The organism is Aquirufa ecclesiirivi (genome assembly GCF_011250515.1).
Classification (GTDB): domain Bacteria; phylum Bacteroidota; class Bacteroidia; order Cytophagales; family Spirosomataceae; genus Aquirufa; species Aquirufa ecclesiirivi.
In genome coordinates, this window is sequence record NZ_JAANOP010000005.1 from 26,846 (window position 1) to 43,404 (window position 16,559).

A 16,559-nucleotide genomic window follows, 5' to 3' on the forward strand; every position below is an offset into this window, starting at 1 on the left:
TAATCTATTTGTATGTCTAGAACGTAAGATTAATACCCGCAGTTAATGCACGAGTTTTGTAATACGTCTCACGAACATCAATTCCTGGAGCAGCAGAACCGATTGATAATGCTTGACTAACCTCAGGATCTACACCAGTATAACTAGTGAATACAGCTAAATTATTACCTGCCACATAAATACGAGCTCTTTTGAATACTCCTTTTACTGGTAAAGTATAACCTAAAGAAGCGTTGTTGATACGGAAGAAATCTCCTGACTCTACATAATAGTCCATTGGGATGGTACGCTCATCATTGATTACAGATGTCAAAGCTGATTTCAAAGCTCCTGATTCAGCGATACGTCCATCCTGACGTCCTAACAATAAGGCGTTCGTGTTGACGATTTTCGCACCTAATTGGCTAGTTACTTGGAACTGGAAGTCAAACGCTTTGTAACGAACGTTGGTTGTAATACCTCCTACAAAAGTAGGGTTAGGATTTCCTAAATACGTTCTATCTTTTGCGTTTGGATCTACTACACCGTCACCATTAAGGTCTTGGAATACGTATTTACCATTTTCAATCTTAGCAATCTTAGCTCCGTAGAACTCTCCTACTGGGTGGCCAGCTTGTAACACGGAGAAGTTAACCGCTGATGTACCACGGATGAAGCTACCTAAGGAAGTAGATAAAAATACTTGGTCTGGCGCAGCAAACTGATCATTTCTTAAGCTAACAATTTCATTTTGGTTAAATGAACCTGCCAACGTTGAATAAATAGACCAATCTCCTTTATCAATCCACTGGTAAGTTAAGGTTAATTCAACTCCACGGTTTTGCATGGTTCCGATATTCGCTAACATCGATGGATACACATAACCTTGCTCTTGTGGCACGTTTACGGTGTACAACATATCTTTTGTTTGACGCGTATACCAATCCAATGAACCGGTTAACTTTCCTTTGTAAATGGAGAAGTCAATACCAGCACCGTAGTTTTCGTTTACTTCCCATTTCAAGTTTGGATTTGGGTTTGATTGAATAGCATAAGCTGGTAAGAAGTCGTCCGCAGCTCCATCATAATAAGAACCATTGGCTCCGTAAAATGATTTAGATAACAAGGGACGAATACCTTCCGAGTTACCTGTTCTACCCCAGCTAGCACGAATTTTCATGTTATCCAAAGTACTAGATCCTTTTAAGAAATCTTCTTCGCTGATTGCCCAACCCACAGAAACAGATGGGAATAAACCCCATTTATTGTTATCTCCGAATTTAGTAGAACCATCGCGGCGCACATTCATGGTAGCGAAATATTTGTTCAATAAGCTATACTGGGCACGAGCTAAGAAAGAAACCAATTTGTACTCATTCTTGTAAGAACCTAATAAGTTCGGGTTAGAACGGATACCTAAACCAGCTCCTAAATTATTCGCTTCAAATGCATCCGTTAAGAAATTATTGTTGGATGCACCAAAACCATCATTCACTACATCTTGATATGTATAACCAGCTAAAACAACCAAGTTAGACACATCGTTTAATTTCTTCGTGTAGTTCAACGTAGCTTCTAACTGCTGATCTGTAACCGAGTTCAAGAATCTTTGAGCCGAGTTACCTCCTACAGTTAACAACAAGTTACCTGGAGTAGAACGAGCAAAAGCCGAATTATCTGCTGTCTGAGTACGTAAAGTTCCTGACACGTTGAATACTAAACCTGGAGTAATGGTATAAGCAGCTTGTGCATTGAACAAAAAGTCATGCAAACGTTGCTTGTTCGATCTGTTTTCTAAAGTAGCCAATGGATTGAAGTTGGCAAATGTCCCAGGAATCTGAAAATACGTACCATCCGCATTGTACACAGGATCTGTTGGACGCATGTTCATGGCAAAACCAATCGCACGGTTGTCTGTAAATTGACCATCCGTTTGAGAAGCAGACATATTGAACTTCATGTTCAATTTTCCGTCAATAGCTTTAGCGTCTAAGTTCAAACGACCTGTTAAACGCTTTTTACCTGACCCAATCAAAGTACCGATTTGGTCTAAATAACCAACAGAAGCACGATACGCTAAATTTTCTGATCCACCTGAAACACCTAAGTTGTGGTTCTGAGAAACAGCATTACGGGTAATCACTTTTAACCAATCCGTATTAGCTCCACGATCATCAAAAGTCTGATTGTATTTCTTAGCTGCAGCACGAAATTCTGCACCGTTCAACAACTCTGGACGCTGAGAAATAGACTCGCTACCCACGTAGGTAGAGTAATCTACCGTAGGAATACCTGATTTACCACGTTTTGTGTTGATCAAAATAACACCGTTAGCTCCACGAGAACCGTAAATAGCGGCCGCAGATGCATCACGTAACACGTCCATAGAAGCGATATCTTCTGGAGCAATGTTCTCAATAGGAGCACCAATCACGCCATCAATCACATATAGTGGCTCAGAACCTGCGTTCAATGAACCTGTACCTCTCAAACGTACGGTAGGACGAGCATTGGGGTCACCACTCGATTGAGTAATTACCAAACCTGCCACTTTACCTTGAGCAGCCGCTAGTGGGTTCGTTACAACCCCAGCATTAAAATCTCTAGCACCTAAACTAGTTACTGTTCCAGAAATTTCTTTTCTTTTTTGAGTACCGTAACCTACTACAACTACCTCCTCCAATGATCTAGCTTCTTGTGAAAGCTTTACCTCTAAAACGGATTTTCCTGCAACAGGAACCTCTTTTGAAGAATAACCAACAAAAGAAAATACCAAAGTCGCATTGGACGCAGCATTAATTTTGAAGTTACCATTAACATCTGTTTGAGCACCTTTGGTGGTACCTTTAATCAAGACAGACACGCCAGGAATTCCTGAGCCATCGCTAGCATCAGTCACTTTCCCTGAAACTGCATCCTGAGCGTAAGAACTCAAGGACAATAATAGTGCAAATGCAACACCAAAAACCTGTAAAAGGCCAAGATTGCATGCACCTGATCGCACTAGGCGACCCACTCTTTTGTAAGAATGCATCATAGGTGATTAATTAAGGGTTTAAAATGATAAATGATTATATAACTTAGAACAACCAAGAGTTTATTGGGAATGTTTTGAAGTATTCGAACACCAGAGTAAGCTCGCAATAATGGTTCGTTGTTGTTTCTAAATTTTTACAAAAAAACTAAGAATAAACGAGAAAAAAAATGATTTAACGGTAAAAGGTAGAATAATTCAACAAAAAAATTGGATAATAGATATTTCAAAACACCCCAAGTAAGAAATTAGCTCATCCAAAAAAATGCGCATTTATCCCCTTTGCGAATCATTTTACCCCTTTAATATGAGGTAAATCGATGACAAAATTAGACCAAAGTCATCCTTTGATTATATCTACTCATTTTTGAAAAATGCGTATTTTTTGCCCTAATTCCTTTCTTTTTAAATGAAAATTTAAGTCCAAAGCAATGCGGTATACTCTAAATGATTGAAATATTAATCCTCCGGCACGGGATCATAGCCACTACCTCCCCAAGGATGGCAACGAGAAATTCGCTTGGCAGCCAGTTTACTTCCCTTCCAGATTCCATGTTTGATTAAAGCCTGTTTGGCATATTCAGAACAGGTAGGAGTATAACGACAAGCATTAGGCAAAAAGGGAGAAATCATTCCTTGGTAAAGCCGAAGTAGCAATAACATGAAATGCCTTACGAGATTAGAAATTATTCCCATTTTGATGTATTATTTCCCAAAATAAGTCTTTTTACTCCAATTTTATTCGTTTTTACTGGATTTGAGTTGAATAAACTATACATTTCTACTATATTGTGAAGCATAAAAAGACCCAACCGTTCATGAAATTGAATCTCACAAAATCCATCTTTTTATTCTCCCTAAGTGCATTTATCGGGATTCTGTCTTGTTCTCATCAACCAGGACATTTATTTGAATTCAGTTCAGCCACGGAAAAAAGAAATGATAGTATTGCTTCCTTATACAATCCCTCGGTAGCGAAACAGAAGGCGGTCAAATTAGATACCTTTTTCCAAAAGCTTCATTCCAAAACTGGTTTCAATGGAGTCGTACTCGTATCCCAATACGGTAAAATCATATATAAAAAGGCTTTTGGCTTTGCTAATTACTTCACTAAAAATCCTTTAACCACTCAAACACATTTTCAACTGGCTTCGGTATCTAAACAGTTTACCGCCGTGGCCATCATGCAATTGAAAGAAAAAAACCAACTGAATTACGACGATCCTATCTACAAGCATATCCCCGGATTCCCTTATGATTCTAGCCTAACGATTCGTAGTTTATTGACTCACCGCTCAGGTTTACCGAATTATGCCTATTGCTTGGATAAATTTTACGATAAAAAAAGTCCATTGACCAATAAAATGGTGGTGGATATGATGATTCGCTTGAAACCTAGAATCGACTACCGACCGAATGCCAAGTTTAGCTATAACAATACCAATTACCTGCTCTTGGCACATATTGTGGAACGTTTAAGTGGAGAGGATTTCCGTGGATATTTGAAGAAACATATTTTTGAGCCTGCAGGAATGCACAACACTTTTGTGTATGACCCCATGCATCCAGAAATGTTAAAAACAGCTGCCACCGGTTACTCTCCAAGAAGAGGACAACCCGCTGTGGTAGGTTTTGACCACCTAGATGGCGTGGTAGGAGATAAAGGGATTTATTCGACAGTTGATGACATGCATCACTGGGACATGGCCTTAAATGATGAATCTATTGTTAAATTTAGTACGCTAGAAGAAGCATTTTCTCCACAGCACCGCACTCCCAATGTATTACCTAAAAACTATGGGTTCGGTTGGAGATTGACCCAATTAGATAATGGTGAATGGCTAACTTACCACACAGGTTGGTGGCATGGATTTAAAAATTATTATTTACACAATGCCAAAGACAATTCGGCCATCATCATTTTAGGAAATATGGCCAACCATTCTTTGGGCAAAGTAAACATCGTTCAATCGATTCTATATCCCGAAAAAACTGCACTTTTCATGAAAGGGGAATCTCTACCCATGGAATTTACGGGTGGCATTTAATTAAAATGACAAAATCATGAAAATCAAAACTACTTTACTCACCTGTCTAGCCTGCCTATGTTTTAGTACATTGGCTTGGTCACAAGACGACGATGCCATTAAAAACACAGTCAATGCCTATTTGGATGGTATCACTAAAGGAGATACTGCTTCATTGGGTAAAGCCTTCCACCCAACGGCCATTTTAAGAACCTTCAATGCTGGCACGGGTAAAATCCAAGATTTTCCTGTTAGAAACTTCATTCGAAATACACCAGCAGGTGGAGCTAAAGCAACGACCAAATTAATAAGCTATTCCTATGCTGGCATTTCTGCAACTGCGACAGTTGAATTAGAATTTCAAGATTTCAAATACATTGACTTATTGAGTTTGTTAAAAGTCAACGATGAATGGAAAATAGTATGCCGCGTATTCAGTCGGGTAGACCACGATGTACAGGTAAAAGGATCGGCTGGAATAACTGGGAAGACTCCTGCCAGTGCAACAAAGAAAGCGGTAAAACCTAAAAAGGATGATGGCTGGTAAAATAACAGCTACTCCATAAAAAAAGGTCTGAAAAAATTCAGACCTTTTTTTATTTATATCTATCATGAAACTACCAATAGATAGGACCTTTTCCTAGGTACTTCTCTACGATTGGCTCATAATATGGCTTCAATTCGTTGTAATCAGGCACTTTAGGAGATTTGGTATACAAATCATATTTATTAAAATCCTTGATCCAATCTAAGTACTGCTCATCTTCAGCAGTCATAAACTGCTTGTAAGCACCACCTGTATGCCAAGGGTAGAATGAGTGATAACGAACCATCACCATACCTGCATGAGGGATTTTATTGTCTTTATGGTTTTTCAATACTTGGTACAAGTACTCATCATGTCCCCAAGCTAATTCCAAATTATCTAAACCACAACCAGGAGCATATACCCCTAAATCAGTATTGTATAGGTCCACTAAGGAATCAGGATTCAAAGCATTGAATTCTGGGTAAACACAAGAATCAGGGAATTTACATCCTACGGCAAAAACATCACCAACTAATCCCCACTGCTCGGCTTGAGAAGTACCATCTTCATCACTACCAAATAAATACATGGCTTTACCCAAATCGTGAATCAAACCTACCAATTGCATCCAATCTGGGCGGCCTTCTGCACGAAGTCCTTCAGCTGTTTGCAATAAGTGTATCACATTAGGAAGATTCAAATCTGGATCACTTACGTCCACCAAGGCATTCAAACGCTCCATCATATCCCATAAGTCCATAGGGCGCTCAAAAGTCAAATACTTTTTCTTCATCCTTTGAACATACTCATAGGTTTGACGCGAACGCATCTTTCTATAATGCTCTTTAACTGCAGCAGTAATATCTCCCTGCTCGTAATTTCTAAACTCACTTTTTTCCTTGGCAATAGTAGTTTCCATGGTGCTTTACATAATTTGGAATACAAATTACTAACTAAGATTTTAAAAATAAAAATTAGGGATGTATTACTGATAAAATAATCGCGCTGATTAACATCAGTATACCAAGGATAAAAAACACATTGGGACTCAAAACGGGCACAGATTGCTCATTTAAAGAGGCTTCATAAGGCTTTTCAGATAAATAACGAACGGGTATTTCCTGACCAATCTCATAATTTTTCATCAAACCTCGTTCAGCTTCCCGACGAAATTCGAGTCCATTTACCTGATAAGATACTATAGGGAAATAAATTGGAAAACGACCAGCATGGTCTCCACGTGCGTAGCGACGAGAAATCTCAACGACCTTACCGTAAGTTAATTTACTATGTTCAATCCAAGCTTTACGTTTTTGATATAACCTTCCACCTACTCCTATAAGGACTAAAGCTATGATAGCAAATAGAGCCATGAACAAAGCTGTTGAGCCCTGAAAATTGCCTGTTGGCCTAGCTGAAATCAAAAAAACGAAATTTAACTCCATAGTGACTATTCAATAAAAAGGTAATTCAATACCTAAATATTGGTCAAACTAACAACAAATATCACTGAAAATCAAATACTTAAGGAGTTGCCAACAAAAGACAGATAATCCTTTTTAGGGCTATTTTTTGATATATTTTGTTACATTTCAATTTTTGAGGTTTAAATTTTTGGGCTAGAAATCAAAAAAATGTAAAATCATTAATTAAAGAGTTCAAATTTATCACCGAATGAGCCTAAAAAATATTTTCTAAAAGAAGTAAAATTCATTCAAATTTGTATTTTTGGTTCACTCAATAAACGGCAAAATGAAAAATAGTACTCGAATTCAGTTGATGGTCATGATGTTCCTAATGTTCTTTTCATGGGGATCATGGTATGGTCAAATGAGTAAATACCTGTTAACGACGCTACATGCCACTGGAGATCAAGTAGGTAATGCTTATACCACATTTTCGATAGCTTGTATCACAGCCCCGTTTTTTGTGGGATTAATTGCTGACCGTTTTTTTTCTGCCCAAAAAGTGATGGGGGTTTTAAATATTTTGGGTGGTATCATCTTGTTTTTCTTAAGTCAAAATAAAGACCCTGAAACTTTCTTTTGGTATATCCTGGCCTATACGCTTTGCTTTGCTCCTAACCTAGCCTTGTCAAATTCTATCGCCATGAACCAAATGAATAATCCAGAAAAAGAATTTCCGAGTATACGAGTAACAGGAACTGTGGCATGGATTGTGGTGACCAATATCATTGGATTTTTAGCTTTAGGAGATCAGGTGGCCATATTCCAAATCTCCATGATTAGTTCATTTATCTTGGGGATTTATGCCTTTTTCTTACCAGATACTCCTCCTAAAGCAGATAAAAACTCTTCGATAGCTCAAATCATCGGACTAGATGCCTTGAAATTATTCAAAGATCGTTCTTTCTTAATCTTCTTTGTTTCCTCTATTTTGATCTGCATTCCTTTATCATTTTACTATGCCATGGCAAATCCTTCCTTGACAGATTCGCATATGCAAAATGTAGAAAATAAAATGTCCTTTGGACAGGCTTCTGAAGTTATTTTCATGTTATTGATTCCTTTGGCATTTACTCGTTTGGGAGTTAAAAAAATGTTAATCGTTGGTTTGGTTGCATGGGTAATCCGCTTCCTTTGCTTTGGTTATGGAGATGGAATCAGTTCAGAATGGATTTTGTTCATTGGTATTATTTTACACGGAGTTTGTTATGATTTTTTCTTTGTGACGGGCCAAATCTATACCGATCAAAAAGCGGGCGAGAAAGTGAAAAACGCGGCACAAGGGTTAATTACACTGGCCACCTATGGTGTAGGTATGGGTATTGGTTCCAAATTGTCGGGAATCGTATTAGACCATTATACCGTGAATGGAATACATGATTGGCAAGCCGTTTGGATGGTTCCAGCGGCCATAGCAGGACTTGTATTAGTCTTGTTTATTCTATTCTTTAGTGATAAAAAAGAAGCAGCGAGTGCTTAAGTATTTTTGATCTTTCTGATCATCCAAAACAATAATGATGGACTGAGGCGCTTGACGAATAAACCGAGCGCTTCCAGTTTTCCTCCGATAAAATATTCTTTCTTTTTTTCAAAAACGGCTTGAACGATGCCTTGAGCAGTGATGTTAGGATCTAAGCCTTTCGCTTGATTGGGATCCATTTTACCATAGGCTTCTCCATGTTCGTTCATGGCATTCAAGGAGATATTTGTCTTGATATAACCTGGCAATATGGTACAAACGTGAATTCCATAGTCGTAAACTTCTGCCCGTACCGAATCAAAAAAACCAATCAAAGCATGCTTGGATGCCCCATAGGCTCCTCTCCTTGGTGTTGAGATTCTTCCAGCAACAGAAGCGATCGGGACAAAAGTCCCAGAACCTTGTTTTTTAAATAAGGGTAACAACTTCTGGGTCAAAGCCACGATGGAAAAGAAATTGATTTCAAACAATTTTCGATATACTTCCAATTGCGTATCCTCTACAAAGGATCGTTGACTCACACCTGCATTCAAGACCATAACATCGATACGCCCAAAGGTAGCCACGACCTTTTCAAGCATTAAATCATGTTGATCCAATTGGGTCATATCAAAAGGCAAAACCAAGACGGAATGGCCATACACTTGACAAAGATTCGCCACACGCTGGAGCTCATCTTCTCTTCTTGCTGATAAAACCAAATGTGCTCCTTCTTGCGCAAAGGCCTGTGCTAAAGCTTCACCAATGCCTGAAGATGCACCTGTGATCCAAACAACTTGATCGGTAAATTTCATGATTAAGAAGCGTAAGAAATATGTCTAATTTCTAATTCTTTGAAAAAATCAGCCATAGGATTCACTTCCAAACGTAGTAGTTTTTGCCATAGGCGAATCGCCTTGGTCATCAAACCACTTTCGATTAAAAAACCATCATGGCCGTAAAGGGAATCGATCACTTGAAAAGATGCCCCAGGGATATGCTTGGCCAAATATTCCTGTTCGACTATAGGAAATAAGGCATCTGATTTGATACCAATGACTAAGGTTTTGGATTTCACAGACTTTAAGGCTTTTATCACCCCTCCTCTATTTCTACCTACATCTTGGGAATCCATCATTTTCGACAAAATATAATAGGAATAGGCATTAAATCGGCCAGCTAATTTTTCTCCTTGGTAGCGTTGATAGGATATCGCACGAAGGGATTCGCCAGTTGTATTTTCTTGTCGGGCCTGCGTAATTTGATAAGTTTCATAATTACGGTAAGAAATTAATGCCGTAGCACGTGCCGCTTTCATACCTTCAATACCCGCTTTGGGCTGAGATTCTTTCCACGTAGGATCCACCTCGATGGACATACGTTGGGACTCATTGAAAGCGATACCCCAAGGCGAATGAACGGCATTGGTGGCAATTAGGATAAGATTTTCAATTAAATCTGGTTGGATGATGGACCATTCAAGGGCTTGTTGACCTCCCAAAGATCCTCCTATACAGGTTTTGATACGATCTATACCTAAATCCTTTCTTAGTAATTCAAAGCTATTGACCACATCCCGAATGGTGACGTTTGGAAAAGTATGGTAATAAGGCTGGCCAGTCAAGGGGTTGGTAGAAAGCGGACCGGTGGAACCGTAATGAGAACCCAAGATATTGCAACAAACAATAAAATGGTTTTCTGGATTAAACAGTTTACCTGAACCGACGAGTCCTTGCCACCAATCAGACACTTCATGACTTCCGGTGAAGGCATGACAAATCCAAACTACATTATCTTTTTGGGCATTTAATTTCCCCATGGTTTCATAGGCCAATTGAACGGAAGGAAGAACACCACCCATTTCTAGGTCAAAAGAAAAAGAAGAATGAAAATGATGAAACTCAGCTTGCATGAACTAATCGTTTATATTTCCCTAAACAGGCATTTGCCTGGGGTAGGAGTTAGCACCTTAGTTTTTCAACTGGTTGCCAGAAGTTCGTTGAGCCTAGTCTCTCCCTTCTTCTTTATAAATCAATGCTGCTTGTGCGATTGACTTGGGACTGCAAAGTAAAGGATGAAATGGAAGAATTCCAAAAAGGAGAAGATTTGTCGGTTTAGATTTGTCAATTTAGATTCATCGGTTTTAGTTTCGACGATCTTGTTTCTTCGATTTTGCTTCGACGATGTAAGCTTCATCGATTTTGCTTCGACGATTTAGATTTGTCAACTTTTGAAAAGTTGACAAATCTAAGTTGACAGAGCTAAGTTGACAAAGCTACCTTCAATATGGCGTACATTTAATTCATTACTTGATAATTATTACCTACCTATTGGTAAAAGAATAATTTAGTCTTGAATGGAATAACATTATAAGACTTAATTCAGATATTTGTACCATGCTTAAATTAGTCAGTTTTTACGGAGGAATAGGTTTGGTACTTTGGGGACTCCATCAAAGTAGTTTAGCGAGCTGGTTACATTCAGATGTAAAATTCATTTGGGCCTTCTTCTTCTTTCTAGCCTATTTAAGTCATGCATTACATCAACTAGGTTGGAAAAATGACCGTGAAAAATTTATACCTTTCCACATGGCTTCCCTAGCCATCCGCTTCATAGCTAGCCTTATTTTTATCGGTGTTTTTGGATATATGGATACTCCGGAAATGATCTTATTTGTGGGGAATTTTTTTGTACTCTATTTATGTAGTACAAATTTTGAAATAATTGGTTTGCTTCGTAACTTGCGACGTTTTTAGAAAAGACTAAGACCAAAAGTCATAAAAATCCTTTTCTACATCCAGCTAATCAACGTATTAGCTATATTATTCAAAGAAATTAAAGTAAAAGCGAGCATTAAGATGTCGGGTAAGTCCATTTTCAAAAAAGTGTATTTTTCAAATATAATCCTGGGATTATTCATTTCCCTTTTTAGTTTCTCCGCATGGGCCAATGAGCCTGCTGCTGCAGAAGCGACCGAACATGCTCCTCAGCAAGAAGAGAAGTTCGATGCAGGAAAAATGATCTTACACCACATTGCCGATGAGCACGAGTGGCATTTTTTTACCATCGGACATTTCCATGCTACGATACCTCTCCCTTGCATCGTATACACTGAATCGGCTGGCTTACAAGTATTTTCTTCTTCTAATTTCAAAAACGAACATCATGAAGAAGTGCCTTACCAAGGTTTAAAATTAGAACATGGAAAAATCCATGCGGAAAATGGTGAGACCGTTTATGATATATCCATCACTAAAAACGTAGCTTCCTTATTACTTTCTGCCGTTTTATTATTAAGTATTTTCATCGGCATCGGTAAAACCTACAAAGAAAACCCACACCGTGCACCTAAAGGAATTCAATCTTTATTTGAACCCATCATTATTTTTGTGCGCGATGAAATCGCCAAAAACAACATAGGCGAAAAACACTACCGTCGTTTTATGCCTTATTTATTGACGGTATTTTTCTTCATTTGGTTCAACAACATGCTGGGCTTAATTCCAGGTGGCGCTAACGTTACAGGAAATATTGCGGTAACAGCTGTTATGGCTATTATTGCCTTTTTTGTAACAAACTTAAATGGTAAAGCTACCTACTGGACGCACGTATTTGCTATGCCAGGTGTTCCAAAATGGATGTTAATCATCATGACTCCCGTGGAGATTGTGGGTGTATTCATGAAGCCTTTCTCTTTAATGGTGCGTTTATTTGCTAACATGACAGCAGGTCACATCATTTTATTAAGTTTGGTTTCCTTAATTTTCATTTTTGAAAATGCCGCTTTAGGAATTGCCGTAGTACCGTTCTCTTTATTCATGAACGTAATTGAATTGATTGTGGCCTTCATTCAAGCCTTTATTTTCACCATGTTGGTTTCTACTTACATTGGTGCAGCCATTGAAGAACATCATCACTAGAATTTGTATTTTAATTTTTATTCATAAACCCAATTAGTATGTCTCTTTTATCAATTTTATTGGAAGTTTCTGTAGGAACTGGTCTTGCAGGTGTTGGAGCTGGTTTAGCTGCAGTTGGTGCTGGTTTAGGTATCGGTAACATCGGTGGTTCTGCTATGGAATCTATCGCTCGTCAACCAGAAGCTTCAGGAAAAATCCAAGGTGCGATGTTGATCGTAGCTGCTTTCGTTGAGGCGGTTGCTCTTTTCGCAGCAGTAATTTGTTTGTTGGTTACTTTAAAGTAATTCAATACCAGGTCATGCCTCGGGTTAGCCTTGGCAAATGACTCCCTTATTTTCAAACGCAATTTGGTTGCAATAGGCTCCAAATTGCGTTTTTAAGAAGATTCTAACATCTTAATTATACACAAGTATGGAGTTAATTACCCCAGATTTTGGACTTATCTTTTGGCAAATTCTCGTATTCGGAATTTTGTTTTTTCTTCTAGCAAAATTTGCTTGGAAGCCTATCATTCAATCATTACATGAGCGCGAAGAGTCGATCGACCAAGCAATCAAACTTTCTGAGGAAACAAAGAAAGAAATGGCTGAACTGAAAGCTGGAAATGAACAATTATTAGTTTCTGCCCGTGCTGAGCGTGATGCTTTAATCAAACAAGCGAAAGAAGCTGCCGATGCCATGATTTCTCAAGCTAAATTAGATGCTCAAACCGCCGCTAATCAAGAAATTGAAAAAGCACGTGTCGCATTTGAACAAGAAAAAGTAGCCGCTGTTGCCTCTATTCGTAAAGAAGCAGCTAGCCTATCTCTTGATTTAGCAGAAAAAGTATTAAAAAGCCAATTGAAAGACAAAGCTGCTCAAGAAAAATTAGTTTCTGAGTGGATAGCTGATGTCACATTAAAATAAGAAGCAACACCTTAAATTTGATCAAATGTCTGAGTTAATTGTTGCCCACCGTTATGCTAAATCTTTGCTCGATTTAGCCATTGAAAAAAAGGTGGTGGAAGATGTTTACCAAGATATGGTGAGCTTCCAAGAAACCTGCCAAAATAGTAAAGAATTGGTACTAGCGTTTAAAAGCCCTATTATCAAGCACGGTACGAAAATGACTATCTTGAGTAAACTATTCAAAGATAAATTTCATGCTGTGTCTTATTCTATCTTTGAAATTATTACCCGTAAAAACAGAGAAGAATTCTTACCCGCTATTGCTAAACAATTCATTGAATTATATACTACTTATAAAGGAATTCAAAAAGCAGATGTGGTCACTTCTTCTACATTAACAGAAGAGCAACGTAAACAAGTGATTGCCATTGTAAAAGAATATTCTGGCAAAGATGTTCAATTGCATGAGTCCATTGACGAATCATTAATCGGTGGATTTATTCTACGTGTAGGAGACAAACAAGTCGATGATTCCATCCGACGGAAACTAAATGATTTAAAAGTTTCTTTCGCCTCATAAATTAAAAGCCTTGTTCATCAAGGCTTTTTTTATCCATTTATCATGAAACGTTTTTGCTTACTTTCAGGCTCTATCTTAGCTACTTTATCCGTAGCCATCGGTGCTTTTGGCGCGCATGCATGGAAAGCCTATTTACTGTCGACACAGCGGCTAGATACCTTTGAAACGGCATCAACCTACCAAATGTATGGCGCTTTAGCCTTACTACTTTTAGGTATTTGGCAAATCAATTCAGGAAATCGCTTTTTAAAAATTGCCTCTTATCTCATGTTGGCAGGAAGCATCATTTTTCCAGGAGCCTTGTATTTGATATGCATCACCCAACAAAATATTTGGGGAGCTGTAGCTCCACTAGGTGGACTTTCCCTGATAGTAGGATTTTCCTGCATGGCCATGGCTGCCTACCAAAAAGCTTAATGCCGCATCACCAACTCTAAACTACTCCAAACAATTTCGCCCATCGTTTTACAATTCAAAAAACGCTCATCATTATAATGACGAGCTAAATCCAAGCGCAATTGCTCCATGTTCTCAATTGGTGCTATATCGTCCTTGGCCATGACTGTCATCAAATCATATACCCGCTGACTCTCCGATTTCAAACGACTCGCAATCATCGATCTTTCCTCAATTTGGTACTGCCAAACAGATTCGGGTGTCATGAACTTCATGCCCAACTCAACCAAACGATTATTTTGTTTGAAATATTGCGGTAAATACACCGACCGCTTCCCTTCATAGCATTGCTGATCAAAATCAATTGGTCGAATTCGATAATAGATATCATCAAAATCAGGCGTTGTAATCACAACATAATTCGTGCTGTGCATATCTCCTAAAAGTTGTACCAAACAACGCTCATTGAACTTGACAAATTCCTTAGCTAAACGGATGGGCGATTCCAAATCATTCTCTAAATCTTGCTTCAAAAAAACATCTCCTGGAACTCCGGCGATATGCTCTTCGACCAAGGTATTGTCGTAAGTCACATAATTGATACGATTCGGAGAAAGAATATGCTCCAATTCCAAACCATAAACACGAGAAGCATCAGCTACTTTAATATAGAAATAATCAAAAATATCATTGACTTTATTGACAATCCGAATGCGAAATGGATGCGTATTCCCATAAGTACAATAGTCCACCCGATCAATCACCAAGTGCTTAATAACGCCTTCATTACCATCTGTCTTCAAATCCGCATAAATGTTCTTCAGAGATTCATGCACTTCTTCCTGATCTGCTGGAGAATAAAAAACGGTTTCCCATAAAGTATCATGACCATTTTTATCGTACAAGGTAATTGCATTATCATACCGAAGTAAATCCTGGTAACTTATATTCATGGCATGCTCACGACCATACTTATGCAAGTAGCGTCTCAGCTGGTTATTAATCCGATACAGGTTTTTCTTCCGAGATATTAATGCCATTATTCTTCTATAAAATCCAATGATTTGCCAAATGTCTCTTTCAAGTGACTAACAGACCAAATTGATAATCCAAAACAAAGCGCCCCGACAATAGCCGCCGAATTCACCATACCTACGCTAGGTATTAAAAACTTAAACAATAAGCTAATGGGGATTAATGCTCCGCGTACAAAATTAGGAACTGTGGTAGTCACTGTCATACGTAAATTAGTGCCAAACTGCTCAGATGAACTAGTCAAAAACACAGCCCAATATCCCCCAAAGAATCCAAGCAATGTGATCATGATGTTTCCATAAACAACCGAAATATCTGACATGGCATAGAGGAAATAAATGGTCAAGACCCATGCAATAACCAAATAGCTCATGACCGCTTTATTCCTACTTTTCAATACTTGACTTAAATAACCGCTAGCAAAATCCCCAACGGATAAACCTAAATAACAATACATGATAGCATCCCCTCCTGTTATCACGCCCTTCAAACCCATACTCTGTAATAATTCTGGTGATGAAAAAACCAAAATGCCAATGATGTACCAAATCGGCAAGCCCATTAAAATACAATACAGGTATTTCTTGAAAATTTGTCCATGGGAAAACAATTGGAAGAAATTTCCTCGTTTGACATCCATCTCCAATTCCAAAAACATACCGGACTCAAATGTCCCTAAACGTAAGAGCAATAAAGCTAATCCCATAGCTCCACCAATGTAATAGCAGGTTCTCCACCATTCAGGATCTGAACTGAAATTAGATACTATGGGAGCAAAAATAGCACCAGAGGCACCAACCCCAGCAATAATTAAGGTTCCTATTCCTCGCTTAGAGGGAGGTAGCGTTTCGTTGACTAAGGTAATTCCAGCTCCCAATTCACCTGCCAAACCTATCCCTGCGAGAAATCGTAACCAGGCATAAGTATCTAAATCATGTACCATTCCATTCAAGGCATTCGCTATAGAATACAATAAAATAGACCCGAATAAAACAGACTTCCTACCCTTTTTATCGCCATAAATTCCCCACAAAATACCTCCTAATAACATACCACCCATCTGAATATTCATCAGATTCAGTCCTTGATTCAATAAATCAGGGCCCACCAAGCCCAAACTTTTTAAGCTGGGATTACGTACCACTGAAAAAAGAATTAAATCGTAGACGTCTACAAAATAACCTAGGGCTGCAACGGCAATTAATAGTTTAGCTTTAGAACTTAGTTTTTCTTCTATCATAGGTTT

The 16,559-nt window shown here is 38.4% G+C and carries 17 protein-coding genes and 1 riboswitch; of the genes, 9 read left to right on the forward strand and 8 right to left on the reverse strand.

Features of this window, described 5'->3' with window-relative positions; all coding sequences use genetic code 11:
* Nucleotides 1-16: 16 nt before the first annotated feature.
* Complete coding sequence (locus G9H65_RS08005) at nt 17-3,016, reverse strand: SusC/RagA family TonB-linked outer membrane protein (protein ID WP_166374831.1); 3,000 nt, start codon at nt 3,014-3,016, stop codon at nt 17-19.
* A gap of 456 nt (nt 3,017-3,472) precedes the next feature.
* Nucleotides 3,473-3,676: a membrane protein insertion efficiency factor YidD gene (gene yidD / locus G9H65_RS08010; protein ID WP_235927481.1), complete on the reverse strand. Its 204-nt coding sequence runs from the start codon at nt 3,674-3,676 to the stop codon at nt 3,473-3,475.
* Between the two features lie 155 nt (nt 3,677-3,831).
* On the opposite strand from yidD, the gene G9H65_RS08015 reads away from it, so the two are divergent.
* On the forward strand, nt 3,832-5,061 hold the full coding sequence (locus G9H65_RS08015) for a serine hydrolase domain-containing protein (RefSeq protein WP_166374833.1): 1,230 nt from the start codon (nt 3,832-3,834) through the stop codon (nt 5,059-5,061).
* Between the two features lie 16 nt (nt 5,062-5,077).
* Nucleotides 5,078-5,587, forward strand: a complete 510-nt coding sequence (locus tag G9H65_RS08020) for a nuclear transport factor 2 family protein (protein WP_166374834.1) — start codon at nt 5,078-5,080, stop codon at nt 5,585-5,587.
* A gap of 70 nt (nt 5,588-5,657) precedes the next feature.
* On the opposite strand, the gene G9H65_RS08025 is transcribed toward G9H65_RS08020, so the two are convergent.
* Both G9H65_RS08025 and G9H65_RS08030 read right to left on the reverse strand, forming a co-directional pair.
* Nucleotides 5,658-6,488 (reverse strand): inositol oxygenase family protein, encoded by an 831-nt coding sequence (locus G9H65_RS08025; protein WP_166374835.1) that lies wholly within the window; start codon nt 6,486-6,488, stop codon nt 5,658-5,660.
* A 55-nt stretch (nt 6,489-6,543) separates the two neighbouring features.
* Complete coding sequence (locus tag G9H65_RS08030; protein ID WP_166374836.1) at nt 6,544-7,014, reverse strand: DUF3592 domain-containing protein; 471 nt, start codon at nt 7,012-7,014, stop codon at nt 6,544-6,546.
* Between the two features lie 307 nt (nt 7,015-7,321).
* Here G9H65_RS08030 and G9H65_RS08035 point away from each other — a divergent pair, with 307 nt between their 5' ends.
* Entirely contained in the window at nt 7,322-8,515 is a 1,194-nt protein-coding gene (locus tag G9H65_RS08035) for a nucleoside permease (RefSeq protein WP_166374837.1), read from the forward strand.
* Here G9H65_RS08035 and G9H65_RS08040 read toward each other — a convergent pair.
* Nucleotides 8,512-9,309 (reverse strand): SDR family oxidoreductase, encoded by a 798-nt coding sequence (locus G9H65_RS08040; RefSeq protein WP_166374838.1) that lies wholly within the window; start codon nt 9,307-9,309, stop codon nt 8,512-8,514. The genes G9H65_RS08035 and G9H65_RS08040 overlap by 4 nt on opposite strands.
* 2 nt (nt 9,310-9,311) lie before the next feature.
* Entirely contained in the window at nt 9,312-10,406 is a 1,095-nt protein-coding gene (locus G9H65_RS08045) for a homoserine O-acetyltransferase family protein (RefSeq protein ID WP_166374839.1), read from the reverse strand.
* A gap of 8 nt (nt 10,407-10,414) precedes the next feature.
* Nucleotides 10,415-10,527: riboswitch (SAM riboswitch) on the reverse strand.
* Nucleotides 10,528-10,890: 363 nt separating this feature from the next.
* Between G9H65_RS08045 and G9H65_RS08050 the strand changes: the two genes are divergently transcribed.
* From G9H65_RS08050 to G9H65_RS08075, 6 genes are all read left to right on the forward strand, one after another.
* Complete coding sequence (locus tag G9H65_RS08050) at nt 10,891-11,250, forward strand: hypothetical protein (protein WP_166374840.1); 360 nt, start codon at nt 10,891-10,893, stop codon at nt 11,248-11,250.
* 102 nt (nt 11,251-11,352) lie between these two features.
* Nucleotides 11,353-12,414: a F0F1 ATP synthase subunit A gene (atpB, locus tag G9H65_RS08055; RefSeq protein WP_166374841.1), complete on the forward strand. Its 1,062-nt coding sequence runs from the start codon at nt 11,353-11,355 to the stop codon at nt 12,412-12,414.
* 38 nt (nt 12,415-12,452) lie between these two features.
* Entirely contained in the window at nt 12,453-12,698 is a 246-nt protein-coding gene (gene atpE, locus G9H65_RS08060) for an ATP synthase F0 subunit C (protein ID WP_109322163.1), read from the forward strand.
* Between the two features lie 127 nt (nt 12,699-12,825).
* Nucleotides 12,826-13,320: a F0F1 ATP synthase subunit B gene (atpF, locus tag G9H65_RS08065; RefSeq protein WP_109322162.1), complete on the forward strand. Its 495-nt coding sequence runs from the start codon at nt 12,826-12,828 to the stop codon at nt 13,318-13,320.
* A gap of 25 nt (nt 13,321-13,345) precedes the next feature.
* Complete coding sequence (gene atpH, locus G9H65_RS08070) at nt 13,346-13,882, forward strand: ATP synthase F1 subunit delta (RefSeq protein ID WP_166374842.1); 537 nt, start codon at nt 13,346-13,348, stop codon at nt 13,880-13,882.
* 42 nt (nt 13,883-13,924) lie between these two features.
* Nucleotides 13,925-14,299 (forward strand): DUF423 domain-containing protein, encoded by a 375-nt coding sequence (locus tag G9H65_RS08075; RefSeq protein WP_166374843.1) that lies wholly within the window; start codon nt 13,925-13,927, stop codon nt 14,297-14,299.
* On the opposite strand, the gene G9H65_RS08080 is transcribed toward G9H65_RS08075, so the two are convergent.
* Both G9H65_RS08080 and G9H65_RS08085 read right to left on the reverse strand, forming a co-directional pair.
* Entirely contained in the window at nt 14,296-15,318 is a 1,023-nt protein-coding gene (locus G9H65_RS08080; RefSeq protein WP_166374844.1) for a hypothetical protein, read from the reverse strand. The genes G9H65_RS08075 and G9H65_RS08080 overlap by 4 nt on opposite strands.
* On the reverse strand, nt 15,318-16,553 hold the full coding sequence (locus tag G9H65_RS08085; RefSeq protein WP_166374845.1) for an MFS transporter: 1,236 nt from the start codon (nt 16,551-16,553) through the stop codon (nt 15,318-15,320). Before G9H65_RS08085 ends, G9H65_RS08080 begins: the two co-directional genes overlap by 1 nt.
* Between the last annotated feature and the right edge of the window lie 6 nt (nt 16,554-16,559).